Source organism: Cellulomonas sp. (assembly GCF_965229465.1).
In the GTDB taxonomy this organism is placed as follows: domain Bacteria; phylum Actinomycetota; class Actinomycetes; order Actinomycetales; family Cellulomonadaceae; genus Cellulomonas.
This window is the reverse complement of sequence record NZ_OZ245882.1, coordinates 4,423,167-4,438,895: the sequence shown is the minus strand read 5'-3', so window position 1 is coordinate 4,438,895 and position 15,729 is coordinate 4,423,167. Positions and strand designations below refer to the sequence as shown.

The following is a 15,729-nucleotide window of genomic DNA, read 5'->3' as shown; positions in this document are numbered from 1 at the left end:
AGGGGGTGTCCGCATGGAGGACGAGCAGACCACGGCGCAGGTGGTCCAGGACCCCGGGCCGTTCTTCCACGGGACGAAGGCGGACCTGGTGGTGGGGGACCTGCTCGAACCCGGCCGTGGCTCCAACTACGGCGCGCGGATCACGGCGAAGTTCGTCTACCTGACCGCCACGTTGGATGCGGCGACCTGGGGCGCGGAGCTGGCGGTGGGCCAGGGTCGAGGTCGGATCTACCAGGTCGAGCCCACCGGTGCCCTCGAGAACGACCCGAACCTGACGGACAAGCGGTTCCCGGGCAACCCGACGAGGTCGTACCGCACGCGCGAGCCGCTCCGGGTCGTCGGGGAGGTCGCGGACTGGGTGGGGCACCCGCCCGAGGTCCTCCAGGAGATGCGCGACCACGTCGCCAGGCTCGAGCAGCAAGGCATCGAGGCGATCAACGACTAGGTGCTCGCGGCGTCAGTCGCTCTGCGCGACCCATTCGGCGGCGGCCGTGAGGTCGGAGTGCGTCGGCTGGAAGCCGCTGGCGTCGAGCACGGCCGGGACCGCCCGGATGGACCCGAGCACCTCCGACGAGAAGTCGCCGAGCACCAGGCGCAGGGCGAACGCGGGCACCGGGATGATCGCCGGCCGATGCATCGCCGAGGCCAGCGCGGAGACGACCTCGGCGTTGCGCGCCGGCGCGGTGACCAGGTTGACCGGGCCGTGCACGGGCGCGGTCAGCAGGTGCTCGATGGCACGGACCTGGTCGAGCAGCGTGATCCAGGGCCAGAACTGCTTCCCGGAGCCGAGCCGCCCTCCGACCCCCGCCTTGATCAGCGGCAGCAGCGGTCCGAGGGCGCCGCCGCCCTGCCCGAGCACGATGCCGGTCCGCAGGTGCACCACCCGGACGCCGGCGTCCCGGGCCGGCGAGGTCGCAGCCTCCCACTGCCGCACCACGTTCGCGAAGAACGTGGTGCCGAGCGGCTCGTCCTCGTCGAGCAGGTCGTCGCCGCGCGAGCCGTAGGCGCCGATCCCCGAGGCCTGGAGCATGATCTGCGGGCCGGCGCCGTCGAGGCCGGCGAGCGTGCGGGCGAGCAGGCCCGTGGTGCGCAGCCGTGAGGACAGGACCGCCCGCTTGCGTGCGGTGGTCAGTGGCCACTTCCCCGGGTTGACCCCGGCCAGGTTGATGACCGCGTCGGCGTGCGCGAGCGCCGCCGGGTCGAGCCGGCCGGCGTCGGGGTCCCAGGCGATCTCCGACGGGCGGGCTGCCGTGCCACGCACGAGCGTGCGGACGGTGTGGCCGCTGCGGCTCAGGTGCGGGACGAGGGCGCTCCCGATGAAGCCGTGCGAGCCGGCGATGACGATCTGCATGGCGCTCACCCTAGGTGCGGGCGTCGCACCTGGCTCGGTGGGAGCGGACGCACGACGGCCCAGGACCCCTGAGGGTCCCGGGCCGTCGTAAGGGTGCTGCCGTCAGAGCCCGACCTCGGACTCGAACGCGCCCTCCTCGATGCGGGTCTTGACCGCGGCGAGGTAGCGGGACGCGTCGGCTCCGTCGACCAGGCGGTGGTCGTACGACAGCGACAGGTAGCACATCGACCGGATCGCGATGACCTCGGCGCCGTCCGCGTCGAGGATGACCACCGGCCGCTTGACGATCGCGCCGGTGCCCAGGATCGCGGACGTGCCGCCGGGGACGATCGGCGTGTCGATGATCGCGCCGCCCGAGCCCGTGTTCGTCACGGTGAACGTGGCGCCGCTGAGCTCGTCGGGCTTGACCTTGTTCTGCCGGGTGCGGCCCGCCAGGTCCACGATCTTGCGCGAGATCCCGGCGAGGTTGAGGTCGCCCGCGTCGCGGATCACCGGGACGAGGAGCCCCTTCTCGGTGTCGACGGCGATGCCGACGTTCTCCTGCGCGTGGTACGTGATCTGGTTGCCCTCGAGCACGCCGTTGATCTTCGGGAACGCCTTGAGACCCTCGATCGCGGCCAGGACGAAGAACGGCAGGAACGTGAGGTTGACGCCCTCGCGAGCCTTGAAGTCCTCCTTCGCCTTGGCGCGCAGCCGGGCGACCTTGGTCACGTCGACCTCGACGACCGTGGTGAGCTGCGCCTGCGAGTGCAGGGCGTCGACCATGCGCTCGGCGATGATCTGACGCAGCCGGCTGGCCTTCTCGGTGGTGCCCCGCAGCGGCGAGACGGCCGGGACCGACGCCGCTCGCGGAGCAGCTGGAGCCGGCGCCGCCGGGGCAGGCTGGGCCTTGGCGGCCTCGGCGGCGGCCTTCTCGGCCTCCGCCTTCTCCGCGGCGTCGAGGACGTCCTCCTTGCGGATGCGACCGCCGACGCCGGTGCCCACGAGCGACGCCACGTCCACGCCCTTGTCGGCCGCGAGCTTGCGGACGAGCGGGGTCAGGTAGGTGCCGGACACCGCCGGTGCCGCAGCGGGCGCCGCGGCCGGTGCCGGTGCCGGTGCCGGGGTTGCGGGCACGGGGGCGGGGGTGGGCGTCGCCGGGACCGGGGCGGGGGCCGCCGCGGGTGCGGACTCCTGCTCGGCGGCCGGCTCTGGAGCGGACTGCGGCTCCGGGTCCTTCTCCGGCTCGGGTGCCTTCTCCTGCTCAGGGGCCGTCTCCGCCGGAGCCGCGGCGGGGGCAGCGCCCGAACCGATGACGGCCAGCACGGCCCCGACCTCGACGGTCTCGTCCTCCTGCACGAGGATCTGCTGGAGCGTGCCGGCGAACGGCGACGGGATCTCGGTGTCGACCTTGTCGGTGGAGATCTCGAGCAGCGGCTCGTCGACCGCGACCTCGTCGCCGACGGCCTTCAGCCAGCGGGTCACGGTGCCCTCGGTGACGGACTCACCGAGCGCGGGGAGCGTGACGTTCTCGCTGGCGCCGCCACCCTCGGGGGCGGCTGACGGCGCGGGTGCCGGCTCCTCGTGCTCCTCGGCCGGCTGCTGCTCGGGGGCGACCTCGGCGGCGGGCTCCTCGGCAGGAGCCTGCTCCTCGGCGGGAGCCTGCTCCTCGGCGGGCTCCTGCGCGGCCGGCTGCTCGGCGGGCGCGGCGTCCTGCGTGGACGCACCCTCGCCGGAGCCGATGACGGCCAGCGTGGCGCCGACCTCGACGGTCTCGTCCTCCTGGACCAGGATCTGCTCGAGCACGCCGGCGAACGGCGAGGGGATCTCGGTGTCGACCTTGTCGGTCGAGATCTCGAGCAGCGGCTCGTCGATCTCCACCGTGTCGCCCACGTTCTTCAGCCAGCGGGTGACGGTCCCCTCGGTGACGGACTCACCGAGGGCGGGCAGCTGCACGTTGTCGGACATGACCGCTCGTGTCTCCTTCGAATCGTGTGGTCAGTTGTGGGCGTGCAACGGCTTGCCGGCGAGCGCGAGGTGCGCCTCGCCGAGGGCCTCGTTCTGGGTGGGGTGGGCGTGCACGAGGGCGGCGACGTCCTCGGGGTAGGCCTCCCAGTTGACGATGAGCTGTCCTTCGCCGATGAGCTCGCCGACGCGCGCACCGATCATGTGCACGCCGATGACCGGGCCGTCCTTCTGGCGGACGAGCTTGACGAAGCCCTGCGTGCCCAGGATCTGGCTCTTTCCGTTGCCGCCCAGGTTGTACTCGAGCGTCTCGACGGCGTCCGCCCCGTGCACCTCCTTGGCGCGCGCCTCCGTGAGGCCCACCGAGGCGACCTCGGGGTCGGAGTACGTCACGCGCGGGATGCCCGACTCGACGATGGCCGCGGGCTTGAGCCCGGCGATCTCCTCGGCGACGAAGATGCCCTGCGCGAAGCCGCGGTGCGCGAGCTGGAGGCCGGGGACGATGTCGCCGACGGCGTAGATGTTGCCGACACCCGTGTGCAGGCGCTCGTCGGTGATGACGAACCCGCGGTCGAGGGTGATGCCCTGCTCCTCGTAGCCCACGCCCGAGGTGCGGGGACCGCGGCCGACGGCGACCAGCAGGAGGTCGGCGTCGAACGTCTTGCCGTCCTCGAGCGAGACGTGCACGCCGTTGTCGTCCTGCGTCACGCCGGCGAACCGGACGCCGAGGTTGAAGTTGATGCCGCGCTTGCGGAACTGGCGCTCGAACGCCTTGGACAGCGCCTCGTCCTCGTTGGCGACGAGGTGGGGGAGCGCCTCGATGATCGTGACGTCCGCGCCGAACGACTTCCAGACGCTCGCGAACTCCGAGCCGATGACGCCGCCGCCCAGGACGATGACCGACTTGGGCACCCAGTCGAGCTGGAGCGCCTGGTCGGAGGTGATGACCCGCCCGCCGATCTCCAGCCCGGGCAGCGACCGCGCGTACGAGCCGGTGCCGAGCACGATGTACTCGCCGGTGACGCGCTCGCCGTTGACCTCGACGGTGTCCTTGGCGACGAGCTTGCCGTAGCCCTCGAAGACGGTGATCTTGCGGGACTTGATCAGCCCCTGGAGCCCCTTGTACAGCCGGCCCACCACGGTGGCCTTGTACTCGTTGACGCCGTTCATGTCGACGTGGTCCAGGGTGGTGTGCACCCCGAACTGCGCGCCGTGCCTGGCGCCGTCAGCGAGCTCGGCGGCGTGCAGCAGCGCCTTGGTCGGGATGCATCCGTTGTGCAGGCAGGTGCCGCCGACCTTGTCGGCCTCGATGAGGGCGACGGTCTTGCCCAGCTGTGCGGCGCGCAGCGCGGCTGCATAGCCGCCACTGCCTCCGCCCAGGACGACGATGTCGAAAGCGGTGCCGTTCGTGTCGGCCACGTGCAGACTCCTCATACGCAGACTTGGTGGTCTCGAGCTTGCCGACCATCCTGTCATCCCCGCAGGCAGGGAACGACCTGGACGGCGCGCGCGACCATGTGACACTGAGAACAGTCGTCCCATGTCTGATGTTCCGTCCGGCGCGAACACCCGCGGATCGACAGGCTCGCAGGTTACCCTCGTGCGCCATGGGCCTGTTCTCGCGCCGCAAGCCGGCCGCCACCGATGCGCCGACCGATCGTGACGCGCGCGCGGCCACCCTGGCTCACCTCCAGGACTTCGTGACCACCCGGGTGGGCGTCGAGGCCTACGTGGAGCCGCAGACCAACAGCACGCCGACGACGATGATGCTCGTGGCCACCGATGGCGAGTGGACGCGGCGCCGCGTGCCGGACCCGAAGACGGCGTGGCAGCTGGCGCACGACCTGGGCATCCCGGTCTACGACGTGCAGCGCACCGGCTACCCCCAGCGGGTCCGGGACTGGAACTCGCGGCAGCGGCTCGCGCACAAGCGCAAGCACGCCTAGACCGCCGGGGCGCGACCCTCCAGCAGAGCCAGCAGCGTGCGGACGCCGACGCCGGTGCCGCCGACGGGCGTGTACCCGTGCGCCGACCGCTCGTTGTACGCCGGCCCCGCGATGTCGAGGTGCGCCCAGGGGGTCGTCCCGACGAACTCCTGGAGGAAGATCCCGGCGGTGAGCATCCCGCCGAACCGGTCGCTGACGTTCGCGATGTCGGCCACCTTCGACTTCAGGCCCGCGCGCAGGTCGGCGGGCAGCGGCATCGGCCAGAACTGCTCCCCGCTGGCCCCGGCGGCGTCGACGACCTCGCCGCGGACGTCGTCGGTGCCCATCACGGCGGACACGCGGTGGCCGAGCGCGACCAGCTGGGCGCCGGTCAGGGTGGCGATGTCGATGACGACGTCGGGCTTCTCCTCGACAGCCGCGACGAGCCCGTCGGCCATCACGAGGCGTCCCTCCGCGTCGGTGTTGAGCACCTCGACGGTCTTGCCGCCGCGGATGGTCAGCACGTCGGACGGGCGCTGGGCGGTGCCGGACGGCATGTTCTCGGCCAGGCAGAGCCAGCCGGTGACCGCGACGGGCAGCTCCAGGCGTGCGGCGGCGATGACGGTGTGCAGCACCGCGGCGGCGCCGGCCATGTCGGACTTCATCGCCTCCATGCCGGCGGCGGGCTTGATCGAGATGCCGCCGGAGTCGAACGTGATGCCCTTGCCGACGAGTGCGACCTTCACCTTCGGGCGCGACGGCGAGTAGGCGATCTTGACCAGGCGGGGGCCGCGCACCGAACCCTGGCCGACGCCGATCAGGCCGCCGTAGCCGCCCGCGGCGAGCGCCTTGTCGTCGAGCACCGTGATCTTGAGGCCCTTGGCGCCCGAGTCCTTGGCCGCGGCCTTGGCGGCCTCCGCGAACGCGGCCGGGTAGAGGTCGTTCGGCGCGGCGTTGACCAGGTCGCGGGTGCCGTGGACGGCGGCCGCGATCACCTCGGCGCGCGCGACTGCGGCGAGGGCGGCGCGGTCCCGGGGGTGCGCGGTGACGATCTGGATCGCGGCCACGGGGGCCAGCTTCGCGGTCTGCGAGGCGCGGTACCGGGTGTAGGAGTACGCACCCAGCAGGGCACCCTCCGCGACCGCGGCCACGTCGTCGGTCGGGAACGCGAGCGCCACGCTGCCCGTGCCGGCGAGCTCGCGCGTCGCCGCACCGGCCGCCCGGCGCAGCGCCTCCGGCGTCAGCGTGTCGGCCGGGCCGACCCCGGTGAGGACCACGACCGTGGCGGCCAGGCCGGTGCCGGGCAGCCGTCGGACCTCGTCGGCCGCACCGGTGATGCCGAGCGCGGCGGCGTCGGCCAGCTGGGCGCGCAGCTCCTTGGGGAGGTGGTCGGCGCCGAGGACGACAGGTGCGCCGTCCTGCTGGGCGACTGCGACGACCAGGGCGTCGACGGCGAGGCGGGCAGGGTCCTGGGAGGTCAGGGAGACGGTCACCGCTCGATGATAGAGGCGGTGCACGGCTCCCTCGTGCGTCGCCGGTACGGTGGGGCACCGTGATCGTCCCCCTCGCGCTCCTCGTCGTCGCCCTGTGCCTGGCGCTCGGCGGATGGGCCCTCTGGTTCGTCGTCCGGGACCGCGCGGTGGTCCTGCGCCAGCTGTGGGGCGGCGCCGTCATCGAGGGCGTGCTGCTGATCCAGGCCGTCGTCGTGGGCGTCCTCGCCGCCACCGGGTCACCCGACGTGGACGGGGTGCTCCTGTGGGGCTACGTCCTCACGCAGCTGCTCGTCCTGCCGATCGCTGCCGCCTGGGCGTTCGCCGAGCGCACGCGGTGGAGCTCGGTCGTCCTTCTCGTCGCGGCGCTGACCGTGGCCTTCCTCGAGTACCGACTGCTCCAGATCTGGGGGACCGTGTGACCGACCCGACGGAACGCTCGCGACGGACGGGGAGCGGCCCCGGCCGGCTGCTCGTGGCGGTGTACGGGATCCTCGCGCTCGCCGCGACGGCCCGCGGCGTCTACCAGGTGGCCACCAAGCTCGAGGAGGCGCCGGTCGCGTACCTGCTCTCGCTCGGCGCGGGGCTCGTGTACGTCGTCGCGACGATCGCGCTGGCCACCGACCGGCGGACGCTCGCCTGGTGGGCGGTCTCCATCGAGATGGTCGGCGTCCTGACGGTCGGCGTGCTCTCGCTGGTCGACGTCGGCGACTTCCCCGACGAGACGGTCTGGTCGGGGTTCGGTCAGGGCTACGGCTACGTGCCGCTGCTGCTGCCGTTCCTCGGCCTGCTCTGGCTGTGGCGCACCGGGCGGGCCGCCGAGGTGCCGGCGCGTCCGACGACCTAGGGTGAGAAACGTGTACCGCCTGCTGTTCGACCTCGTCTTCCGTCGCATGGACCCCGAGCGCGCCCACGAGGTCGCGTTCCGGCTGATCCGTGGGGTGGCGCAGGTCCCGCTGCTGCGTGACGCCGTGCGTCGTGCGTTCCGGGCCTCCGACCGCGGGGTCGTGGACGTGTGGGGGCGCCGGTTCCCGTCGAGGTTCGGGCTGGCCGCCGGCTTCGACAAGAACGCGGTCGGCGTCGCGGGTCTGACGATGCTCGGCTTCGGGTTCGTCGAGGTGGGCACCGTCACGGCGGAGGCGCAGCCCGGCAACGAGCCGCCGCGGCTCTGGCGCGTGCTGGACCAGCGGGCGCTGCGCAACCGGATGGGCTTCAACAACGAAGGGTCCGCCGCCGTGGCCGCCCGGCTCCGGCGCCTGAGGGCCACCCCCGCGGGCCGACGGCTGGTGGTCGGGGTGAACATCGGCAAGACCAAGACGACCCCGGCCGAGCACGCGTTCGCGGACTACGCGACCAGCGCGGGCCGGCTCGCCCCGTACGCCGACTACCTGGTGGTCAACGTCTCCTCGCCCAACACCCCGGGACTGCGCGACCTCCAGTCGGTGGAGGCGCTGCGCCCGATCCTGGAGGCCACCCGCGTGGCGGCCGACGAGGCGACGGCCACGAGCGGGCTCGCCCCCGTGCCGCTGCTGGTGAAGATCGCGCCGGACCTGTCCGACGACGACGTCGACGCCGTGGCCGAGCTCGCCGCCGAGCTGGGGCTGGACGGCATCGTCGCCGTGAACACGACCATCGGTCACGATCTCGGGCCCGGTGGCCTGTCCGGTCCGCCGGTGCTCGCCCGCGGGCTCGACGTGGTGGCGCGGTTGCGCAGCCGCCTCGGCCCCGACGCGGTGATCATCGGGGTCGGGGGCATCACGACGCCTGCCGACGCCCGCGAGTACCTGGCGGTCGGCGCCACCCTCGTGCAGGGCTACACGGGACTCATCTACGAGGGACCCGCGTACGCCTCGAGGATCGCCCGAGCGCTCGCGGCGGACGGGGCGCTCCGCGCTCCTGCTCGTCGGACGGCGGTCGCCTGATGGTCACCCGACCGCAGTGGGAGTGGCGGTACGACGGCGCCGACGGCTCCGTGCTCGACCGGCCCGTGAGCCCGGTGTTCACCACGCAGTACGACGCCGAGCAGTGGCTCGGCGAGCACTGGCGGACGCTCGCGGCCCAGGGCGTGCAGGCGGTGCACCTGCTGCACGAGGGTGCCCAGGCGACCCCGACCCTCACGCTCCCGCTGATCTGACCGACCTCAGACCATCGCGTGGACCCGAGCCGGTCCCGCGACCGGCTCGGTGACGCCCAGCCCGGCCCAGGCGTCGGCCAGCCCGGCCACCGCGCGGCGCAGCTCGTCGGCCGACGCGCTGAACGGCAGGCGCAGGTTCCGCTCGAAGCTGCCGTCCACCCCGAACGCCGTCCCGGGAACCACGCGCACGCCGTGCCGGGTGGAGATCGCGGCGAGCGCGCTCGACACGGGTGCGCCGAGGTCGGCCCAGAGCGACAGCCCGCCGGCGGGCACCTCGAACCGCCACGAGGGCAGCTGATCCAGGAGCAGGCCCACGAGCAGGTCGCGTCGGTCCCGCAGGGCCAGTCGCCGGCTCGCCAGCAGGGCCTCGGAGTGCGCGAGGAGCTCGGCGACGACCAGCTGCTCGAGCACGGGGGTGCCGATGTCGACGTGCGCCCGCGAGGAGGCGAGGCGCGCGACCAGGTCGGGGTGCGCGCGCACCCAGCCGACGCGGAGGCCGCCCCAGAAGCTCTTCGACGCGGAGCCGATCGAGACGACGTACGCGGCGGCCGTCCCGTCGCCCGCGAACGAGCCCGGCGCCGGGCCGTCCATCGTCAGGTCGGCCAGCACCTCGTCGCCGATCACCGCGGTGCGGTACCGGCGGGCCAGGGCGCGCACGCGGGCGCGGTCCTCGTCGCTCAGGCTCGTCCCCGTGGGGTTGCGGTGAGCGGGGATCAGGTAGACGAGCCGCGGGGCCGACTGCCGCAGGGTCGACTCGAGCAGGTCGAGGTCGAGGCCGGTCTCGCCGGACGGCACCGGCACCGGCCGGGCGCCCGCGGACCGCACGACGTCGATCGCGTGGGGGTAGGTGGGGTGCTCGACGACCACCCGGTCTCCCGGGCCCGCGTGCGCGTTGACCAGCAGGTGGATGGCCTGCTGGGCGCCGGTGGTCACCAGCAGCTGGTCCGGGGTCGTCGGGGTGCCGCGCTGCGTGTACCAGTGGGCGATCGCCTCGCGCAGGACGAGCAGCCCCTGGGGGGAGTAGCCGGTGCCGGCCAGGTGGCGGGGGAGCGCGTCGAGTGCGGCGAGGTACGCGCCGTGCAGCGACGACGGAGCCGAGGGCGCGGCCATGGCCAGGTCGACGATGCCGGGCTCGTCCCGCACGGACTCCGCCATGGACACCCGCGCGCCCGGGCCGGACGGCAACGTGGTGACGGTGCCCGAGCCGCGGCGGCTGACCAGGTAACCCTCGTCGCGGAGCAGCCCGTAGGTGGCCGTGGTCGTCGTGCGCGAGACGCCCGTGGCGTCGGCGAGCTCGCGCTCGCTGGGCAGCCGCGTGCTCAGTGGCACGGTGCCGGACAGGATCGCGGCCCGCACGGCGTCCGCCAGGGCCAGGTACGCCGGGCCGGGCCTCTGCCACGCGCCCAGCAGTGCACCGAGGCGGTGGCCACTGATCCGGCGGTCGGCAGGGAGTTCGGAGATCGTCACGAGGCCACTATGGCAGAAGTGGCTATGGAAAGAATAGCCAGTAGTCATCCAGAATTCTCGACCATGAGCATGTGGATACCCGTACTGATAGTCGTCGCGGGCCTGGTCGTCGCACTCGTCCAGGTCGTCCGACAGGACGGCCTGGGGCACCGGCCCCCGCCCGCGTCGCACAGTGGCTGGTTCGACCAGTCCGAGCAGCGCCCGTGAGCGCCCCCGCCGAGCGCACGTATGCTCGCGCGGTGCCGGCCCGGATCGCTCCCGACGCGCGTCCCGTCCGTCGTGGCGCGCAGCTGCTGGTCGGGCTCGTCCTGTACGCCGCCTCGATCGCGATGCTCGTCGACGCCGGCCTGGGCAGCATGCCGTGGGACGTCCTGACGCAGGGGATCGTCCGCCACACCGACCTGTCGTTCGGCACGGTCACGCTGCTGGTCGGTCTGGTCGTCCTGGCGTGCTGGATCCCGCTGCGCCAGCGCCCGGGGATCGGCACGGTGGCGAACGTCGTCGTGATCAGCGTGCTCGTGGACCCGTTCCTCGCCCTGCTCGGTGGCCTGCCCGACGCGCTGGGCGTCCGCATCGCCCTGGCGGCCGCCGGCATCGTCCTCAACGGGCTGGCGACCGGGCTGTACGTCGGCGCCCGCCTCGGTCCCGGCCCCCGCGACGGGCTCATGACGGGGCTCGTGCGCAGGACCGGGCGGTCCGTGCGGCTGGTCCGGACGAGCATCGAGGTCGCCGTCGTGGCCGTGGGCTGGCTGCTGGGCGGGACCGTCGGGTTCGCGACGCTGGCCTACGCGCTCGCGATCGGCCCGCTGGTGCACGTGTTCCTGGCACGGCTCACGGTGGCCGAGGTCCGGGCCGAGGAGCCCGTCGCGGTGTGAGCCGGAGCCGGCCCCGGACGGACTGCGGGGCCGGCTCGTCGCTCAGCGTGCGGGCGGTGCGTTCTTCGCCGTCTCGGCCGGGTCGGAGACCACCGAGTCGCCGAGCGCCGCGTCGATCCGTGCCAGCAGCTCGGCCGGGATGGTCACGCCGGACGCCTTGACGTTCTCGGTCACCTGCTCCGGCCGCGACGCCCCGATGATCGCCGCGGCGACGTTGCGGTTCTGGAGCACCCACGCGATGGCCAGCTGGGCCAGCGACAGGCCGAGCTCGTCCGCGACGGGCGTGAGGTCCTGCACCCGTCGCAGCACGTCCGGCCGCTCCAGGAAGCGCCCGATCATCCGGGCACCACCCTTCTCGTCGGTGGCGCGCGACCCCGCCGGCGGCGCCTCGCCCGGCTTGTACTTGCCGGTGAGCACCCCCTGGGCGACGGGCGACCAGACGATCTGGGAGAGCCCGAGCTCCTCCGACGTCGGGACGACCTCGCCCTCGATGACCCGCCACAGCGCCGAGTACTGCGGCTGGTTGGAGATGAGCTGGACGCCGAGCTCCTGCGCGAGCGCGTGCCCGGCGCGGATCTGCGGTGCGGTCCACTCGGAGACGCCGATGTAGAGCGCCTTGCCGGCGCGCACGACGTCGGCGAACGCCTGCATCGTCTCCTCGAGCGGCGTCGACTCGTCGTACCGGTGCGCCTGGTACAGGTCCACGTAGTCGGTCTGGAGGCGCTCCAGAGAGCCGTCGATCGACTCGAGGATGTGCTTGCGCGACAGCCCGCTGTCGTTCGCGCCGCCGGGACCGGTGGGCCAGTACACCTTGGTGAAGATCTCGAGCGACTGACGCCGCTCGCCCTTCAGTGCCTCGCCCAGGACGGTCTCGGCCTTGGTGTTGGCGTAGACGTCAGCGGTGTCGAAGCTGGTGATGCCCGCGTCGAGCGCGGCGCGCACGCAGGCCTTCGCGGTGTCGTTCTCCACCTGCGAGCCGTGCGTGAGCCAGTTGCCGTAGGTGATCTCGGTGATCTTCAGGCCGGAACGGCCCAGGTAGCGGTAGGAAACCATGCCCGCCACCCTACGGCGGGGTCAGGCGGGTCGCTGCCCGTGCTTGACCTGCGGCTTCGGCATGCGCGACGGGCGGATCTGGAACGCACGCAGGACGCCGTACATGGCGGCACCGCGGGGGATCTGCTCGATCCCGAACTTGGCGACGAGCCGCTTCTTCACGCTGCGCCACATGAGCCAGCCGTCGATCGCGGCGGCGATGATGTAGATGTACAGCGCCAGGATGGCGAAGACCGCGAACTCGGTCTTGGCCAGCGCGAACTGGATGACCAGGAACACCGCCGCCACCGGCAGGAAGAACTCGCCGAGGTTCCAGCGGGCGTCGACGGCGTCGCGGATGTAGCGGCGCACCGGACCGCGGTCCTTCAGGGGCATGTTGCGCTCGTCACCGGTCTGCATCGCCCGGTACTCGATGTCGCGCTGCGCCCTGGCCTGCTCGCGGCTGGCCTTCTTGGTGGTCGGAGCCACCAGCGGGCGCTTGTTCGCCGCCTCGGAGACCTTGCGCTTCGGCGTCGGACGGCCCTTGCCCGCGTCCGAGGGCGGGGTGCTCTCCGTCAGGGCGGGAGTCACGGGCTGGGGGTCGTTGCTGCGTCCGAACACCCCGCCAGGGTAGTCGAGTAGCGTGCCTGTCCGTGACCGACGCTGCCCCCCTCTCGACCATCCTCCCCGGCGACCGCACGGACGCCCTGCGCTCCCGGACCGCCGCCGCCTTCGGTGCGCTGCGCGCCGATCTCGAGGCGCTCGTCCGGATCCCGAGCGTGTCGAACGCCGAGTTCGACCAGTCGCACGTGGCCGCCAGCGCCGACGCCGTCGTGGCGCTGCTGCGGGGCGCGGGCATCGACGACGTCCAGGTGCTCACCGTGCCGGGAGGCGCGCCCGCTGTCGTCGGCCGCCGACCTGCCCCCGCGGGTGCGCCGACCGTCCTGCTCTACGCGCACCACGACGTCCAGCCGCCCGGCGACGACGCCGACTGGGACAGCCCGCCCTTCGAGCCCACCGAGCGCGGCGGCCGCCTCTTCGGCCGGGGCGCTGCGGACGACAAGGCGGGCATCATCGCGCACGTCGGCGCGCTCCGCGTGCTCGGTGACGAGCTGGGCGTGGGCGTCACGGTCTTCATCGAGGGCGAGGAGGAGATCGGCTCGCCGACGTTCACCCGCTTCCTGCACACCCACCGCGACCTGCTCGAGGCGGACGTCATCGTCGTCGCCGACTCGACCAACTGGGCAGTCGGGGTGCCCGGCCTGACCACGTCGCTGCGCGGCCTGGTGGACTGCGTCGTCGAGGTGGCCGTGCTCGAGCACGCCATCCACTCCGGGATGTTCGGCGGCCCGGTCCTCGACGCACCGACGCTGCTCGCCCGGCTGATCACGACGCTGCACGACGACCACGGCAACGTCGCGGTCGAGGGGCTCGTGCATGCGCCGGACCCGTCGGTGGACTACGACGAGGCGACGTTCCGGGCCGACACGAGCGTGCTGGACGGGGTGCGGCTGGCCGGCACGGGACCGATCACCGCCCGGCTGTGGACCCGCCCGGCGATCGGCGTCATCGGCTTCGACGCCCCCCGCGTGGCCAGCGCCTCGAACACGATCACGCCGCGGGCGTCGGCCAAGCTCTCGGTCCGCATCGCGCCGGGACAGGACCCCGCGGAGGCAATGGCTTCGCTGCGTGCCCACCTGGAGGGTCACGCCCCGTTCGGCGCACGGGTGACGGTGACGGACGGGGAGAAGGGCAAGCCGTTCCAGGCGCCGGCCGACTCCACCGCGATGCGTGCCGCGCGCTGGGCGTTCGCGCAGTCGTGGGGGACCGAGCCGGTGGACATCGGCGTCGGCGGGTCCATCCCGTTCATCGCGGACCTGCTGGAGGTCTACCCCGACGCGGCGATCCTGGTCACGGGCGTCGAGGACCCCGACTCCCGCGCGCACGGCGCCAACGAGTCGGTGCACCTGGGGGAGCTGGAGAGGGTCGTGCTGGCCGAGGCGCTGCTGCTGGAGCGGCTCGCCGCCGGCTGAGCGTCAGGCGGACTCGCGATGGGCCACGCCGACGGCCTCGGCCCACGCCTGCACCTCGGCGGGCAGCTCGGGCGACGGTCCGTCGTGAGTGCCCAGCAGGTCGATGACCTCCGGGGCCGGCACGCGGGCTCCGTCCCGGGCGAGGAACCGTCCGGCGATCACGCCGCGCGCCACGTGCTCGCCCCGTCGGGTGAACGTCTGCTCGAGGTAGGCGCAGCGGGGGTCCCAGCCGAGCAGCCGGGTGCTGATCTCGAAGCGCTGGCCCAGCGTGAGGGAGCGGCGGTAGGAGATGGTCGACGACGCGACGACGGGGTACCAGCCGCGGTCGTTCAGCAGCGGGAACGCGCCGAGGTCCGCGAGGAAGTTGCTCCGCGCGACGTCCATCATCTGGAGGTAGACCCCGTTGTTGACGTGCCTGTAGAAGTCGAGATCGCCCACGCGCACCCGCAACCTCGTCACCGACGGGTCGAACAGCCCCTGTCCCGGGACGGCGCGACGGGGACGGGTCGTGGCCAGGGCGAGCTGGATCATCCGGGTCATCCGCCGGATGTTACCCGCGGGTAGGTTGCACCGGAACGGGCAGGAAGTGCTCGACGACCGGGAACGGGTCGTAGAAGCCGTGCAGGAGCTCCCGCCAGCGCGCGTACTGCGGCGACCCGCGGAAGCCCGTCTCGTGCGCCTCGACGGAGTCCCAGCCGATGAGCAGCAGGTACGTCCCTGGTCGCTCGACGCTGCGAGAGACGTGGATGCCCCGCAAGCCCGGGATGCCCGCCACGAGCGGGACCGCCTCGGCCATCGCGCGCTCGAACGACCCCTCGTGGCCCGCGCGGACGGGCAGGAGCGCGTGCTCGAGCACCGGGGCGCCGAGCGGTGCGGTCATACGGGCGGCTCGGGGTCGTACTGGATCTCCCGACGCACCGCGCGAGCGGCGTCGACCGACTCCAGCCGGGCGACGAGGTGCAGCGCCATGTCGATCCCCGCGGACACGCCTGCCGAGGTGACCACGTCACCGTCGTCGACGAACCGGGCCTCGGTGTCCAGCAGCACGCTGGGGTCGATCACGGCGAGCTCGTCGAACGCGCTCCAGTGGGTGGTCGCCGGGCGGCCGGAGAGCAGGCCCGCGGCCGCGTACACGAGTGCGCCGGTGCAGACGCTGGTCATGAGGGCGGTGCTGGAGCGCATGCCCCGCACCCACTCCAGGTGGGCGGAGTCACGCAGCAACGGTCGCGTGCCCGAGCCGCCGGGGTAGACCAGGACGTGCAGGTCTCCGAGGTCTGCCAGGCCGACGTCAGGCACGAGCCGCAGACCCTTGGCGCAGCGGATCCCGTTGCCGTCGAGCGAGAAGGTCACGACCTCCGGTCGCAGCTCCGACGTGTTCGCCCAGGCGGTGAGCACCTCGTACGGGCCGACGACGTCCAGCTCCTCGGCGTCGTCGAAGACGAAGATGCCCACCCGCAGGTGGTGTCCCGTCGGCATGC

General features: G+C 73.0%; 19 protein-coding genes. 9 read left to right on the top strand and 10 right to left on the bottom strand.

All coding sequences use genetic code 11. The features are described from left to right. Positions 1-13: 13 nt before the first annotated feature. Entirely contained in the window at positions 14-445 is a 432-nt protein-coding gene (gene arr / locus ACO06A_RS20940) for an NAD(+)--rifampin ADP-ribosyltransferase (RefSeq protein ID WP_421734104.1), read from the top strand. Positions 446-457: 12 nt separating this feature from the next. Here the strand turns inward: arr and ACO06A_RS20935 are convergent, their stop codons facing one another. The 3 genes from ACO06A_RS20935 to lpdA all read right to left on the bottom strand — a co-directional run bounded on the left by ACO06A_RS20935 (position 458) and on the right by lpdA (position 4,729). Next, on the bottom strand, positions 458-1,351 hold the full coding sequence (locus ACO06A_RS20935) for a TIGR01777 family oxidoreductase (RefSeq protein WP_421734103.1): 894 nt from the start codon (positions 1,349-1,351) through the stop codon (positions 458-460). 102 nt (positions 1,352-1,453) lie between these two features. Beyond that, complete coding sequence (gene sucB, locus ACO06A_RS20930; RefSeq protein ID WP_421734102.1) at positions 1,454-3,298, bottom strand: 2-oxoglutarate dehydrogenase, E2 component, dihydrolipoamide succinyltransferase; 1,845 nt, start codon at positions 3,296-3,298, stop codon at positions 1,454-1,456. Between the two features lie 30 nt (positions 3,299-3,328). Further along, the gene (lpdA, locus tag ACO06A_RS20925; protein WP_421734101.1) at positions 3,329-4,729 is read right to left on the bottom strand and encodes a dihydrolipoyl dehydrogenase; all 1,401 of its coding nucleotides are present in this window, start codon (positions 4,727-4,729) and stop codon (positions 3,329-3,331) included. A 173-nt stretch (positions 4,730-4,902) separates the two neighbouring features. Between lpdA and ACO06A_RS20920 the strand changes: the two genes are divergently transcribed. Next, positions 4,903-5,241, top strand: coding sequence for an oxidoreductase (locus ACO06A_RS20920; RefSeq protein ID WP_421734100.1), 339 nt, complete (start codon positions 4,903-4,905; stop codon positions 5,239-5,241). On the opposite strand, the gene ACO06A_RS20915 is transcribed toward ACO06A_RS20920, so the two are convergent. Further along, a complete protein-coding gene (locus tag ACO06A_RS20915; RefSeq protein WP_421734099.1) occupies positions 5,238-6,713 on the bottom strand; it encodes a leucyl aminopeptidase in 1,476 nt (491 codons plus the stop codon). The genes ACO06A_RS20920 and ACO06A_RS20915 overlap by 4 nt on opposite strands. Before the next feature lie 59 nt (positions 6,714-6,772). Here ACO06A_RS20915 and ACO06A_RS20910 point away from each other — a divergent pair, with 59 nt between their 5' ends. From ACO06A_RS20910 to ACO06A_RS20895, 4 genes are read left to right on the top strand one after another with little or no spacing between them, the layout of a single operon-like run. Continuing rightward, positions 6,773-7,132 carry a hypothetical protein gene (locus tag ACO06A_RS20910; protein ID WP_421734098.1) on the top strand — a complete coding sequence of 120 codons (360 nt, stop codon included), beginning with the start codon at positions 6,773-6,775 and terminating at the stop codon, positions 7,130-7,132. Beyond that, positions 7,129-7,557 (top strand): hypothetical protein, encoded by a 429-nt coding sequence (locus ACO06A_RS20905; RefSeq protein ID WP_421734097.1) that lies wholly within the window; start codon positions 7,129-7,131, stop codon positions 7,555-7,557. Before ACO06A_RS20910 ends, ACO06A_RS20905 begins: the two co-directional genes overlap by 4 nt. 10 nt (positions 7,558-7,567) lie before the next feature. Continuing rightward, positions 7,568-8,632, top strand: coding sequence for a quinone-dependent dihydroorotate dehydrogenase (locus ACO06A_RS20900; protein ID WP_421734096.1), 1,065 nt, complete (start codon positions 7,568-7,570; stop codon positions 8,630-8,632). Next, complete coding sequence (locus tag ACO06A_RS20895) at positions 8,632-8,844, top strand: hypothetical protein (RefSeq protein ID WP_421734095.1); 213 nt, start codon at positions 8,632-8,634, stop codon at positions 8,842-8,844. Before ACO06A_RS20900 ends, ACO06A_RS20895 begins: the two co-directional genes overlap by 1 nt. Positions 8,845-8,850: 6 nt before the next feature. Here ACO06A_RS20895 and ACO06A_RS20890 read toward each other — a convergent pair whose 3' ends face one another. Then, entirely contained in the window at positions 8,851-10,311 is a 1,461-nt protein-coding gene (locus tag ACO06A_RS20890; protein ID WP_421734094.1) for a PLP-dependent aminotransferase family protein, read from the bottom strand. Positions 10,312-10,374: 63 nt separating this feature from the next. On the opposite strand from ACO06A_RS20890, the gene ACO06A_RS20885 reads away from it, so the two are divergent. Beyond that, positions 10,375-10,518: a hypothetical protein gene (locus ACO06A_RS20885; protein ID WP_421734093.1), complete on the top strand. Its 144-nt coding sequence runs from the start codon at positions 10,375-10,377 to the stop codon at positions 10,516-10,518. Further along, entirely contained in the window at positions 10,515-11,186 is a 672-nt protein-coding gene (locus ACO06A_RS20880; RefSeq protein ID WP_421734092.1) for a YczE/YyaS/YitT family protein, read from the top strand. Before ACO06A_RS20885 ends, ACO06A_RS20880 begins: the two co-directional genes overlap by 4 nt. A gap of 42 nt (positions 11,187-11,228) precedes the next feature. Here ACO06A_RS20880 and ACO06A_RS20875 read toward each other — a convergent pair whose 3' ends face one another. Continuing rightward, positions 11,229-12,239: an aldo/keto reductase family protein gene (locus tag ACO06A_RS20875; RefSeq protein ID WP_421734091.1), complete on the bottom strand. Its 1,011-nt coding sequence runs from the start codon at positions 12,237-12,239 to the stop codon at positions 11,229-11,231. A 21-nt stretch (positions 12,240-12,260) separates the two neighbouring features. Further along, the gene (locus ACO06A_RS20870; RefSeq protein ID WP_421734090.1) at positions 12,261-12,839 is read right to left on the bottom strand and encodes a DUF3043 domain-containing protein; all 579 of its coding nucleotides are present in this window, start codon (positions 12,837-12,839) and stop codon (positions 12,261-12,263) included. Positions 12,840-12,865: 26 nt separating this feature from the next. On the opposite strand from ACO06A_RS20870, the gene ACO06A_RS20865 reads away from it, so the two are divergent. Further along, positions 12,866-14,251 (top strand): dipeptidase, encoded by a 1,386-nt coding sequence (locus tag ACO06A_RS20865; RefSeq protein WP_421736108.1) that lies wholly within the window; start codon positions 12,866-12,868, stop codon positions 14,249-14,251. Between the two features lie 3 nt (positions 14,252-14,254). Here ACO06A_RS20865 and ACO06A_RS20860 read toward each other — a convergent pair whose 3' ends face one another. From ACO06A_RS20860 to ACO06A_RS20850, 3 genes are read right to left on the bottom strand one after another with little or no spacing between them, the layout of a single operon-like run. Beyond that, positions 14,255-14,791, bottom strand: coding sequence for an acyl-CoA thioesterase (locus tag ACO06A_RS20860; protein WP_421734089.1), 537 nt, complete (start codon positions 14,789-14,791; stop codon positions 14,255-14,257). 10 nt (positions 14,792-14,801) lie between these two features. Continuing rightward, positions 14,802-15,131, bottom strand: a complete 330-nt coding sequence (locus ACO06A_RS20855; RefSeq protein ID WP_421734088.1) for an antibiotic biosynthesis monooxygenase family protein — start codon at positions 15,129-15,131, stop codon at positions 14,802-14,804. Continuing rightward, positions 15,128-15,727: a DJ-1/PfpI family protein gene (locus ACO06A_RS20850; RefSeq protein ID WP_421734087.1), complete on the bottom strand. Its 600-nt coding sequence runs from the start codon at positions 15,725-15,727 to the stop codon at positions 15,128-15,130. The genes ACO06A_RS20855 and ACO06A_RS20850 overlap by 4 nt, the downstream gene beginning before the upstream one ends. Positions 15,728-15,729 lie beyond the last annotated feature (2 nt).

Excerpts from the sequence above, each read along its gene's own strand:
- ACO06A_RS20895 (WP_421734095.1), top strand. The coding sequence starts at position 8,632 with ATGGTCACCCGACCGCAGTGGGAGTGGCGGTACGACGGCGCCGACGGC.
- ACO06A_RS20875 (WP_421734091.1), bottom strand. The coding sequence starts at position 12,239 with ATGGTTTCCTACCGCTACCTGGGCCGTTCCGGCCTGAAGATCACCGAG.
- lpdA (WP_421734101.1), bottom strand. The coding sequence starts at position 4,729 with ATGAGGAGTCTGCACGTGGCCGACACGAACGGCACCGCTTTCGACATC.
- ACO06A_RS20920 (WP_421734100.1), top strand. The coding sequence starts at position 4,903 with ATGGGCCTGTTCTCGCGCCGCAAGCCGGCCGCCACCGATGCGCCGACC.
- ACO06A_RS20850 (WP_421734087.1), bottom strand. The coding sequence starts at position 15,727 with ATGCCGACGGGACACCACCTGCGGGTGGGCATCTTCGTCTTCGACGAC.
- ACO06A_RS20935 (WP_421734103.1), bottom strand. The coding sequence starts at position 1,351 with ATGCAGATCGTCATCGCCGGCTCGCACGGCTTCATCGGGAGCGCCCTC.
- arr (WP_421734104.1), top strand. The coding sequence starts at position 14 with ATGGAGGACGAGCAGACCACGGCGCAGGTGGTCCAGGACCCCGGGCCG.
- ACO06A_RS20855 (WP_421734088.1), bottom strand. The coding sequence starts at position 15,131 with ATGACCGCACCGCTCGGCGCCCCGGTGCTCGAGCACGCGCTCCTGCCC.
- ACO06A_RS20860 (WP_421734089.1), bottom strand. The coding sequence starts at position 14,791 with ATGACCCGGATGATCCAGCTCGCCCTGGCCACGACCCGTCCCCGTCGC.
- ACO06A_RS20885 (WP_421734093.1), top strand. The coding sequence starts at position 10,375 with ATGAGCATGTGGATACCCGTACTGATAGTCGTCGCGGGCCTGGTCGTC.
- sucB (WP_421734102.1), bottom strand. The coding sequence starts at position 3,298 with ATGTCCGACAACGTGCAGCTGCCCGCCCTCGGTGAGTCCGTCACCGAG.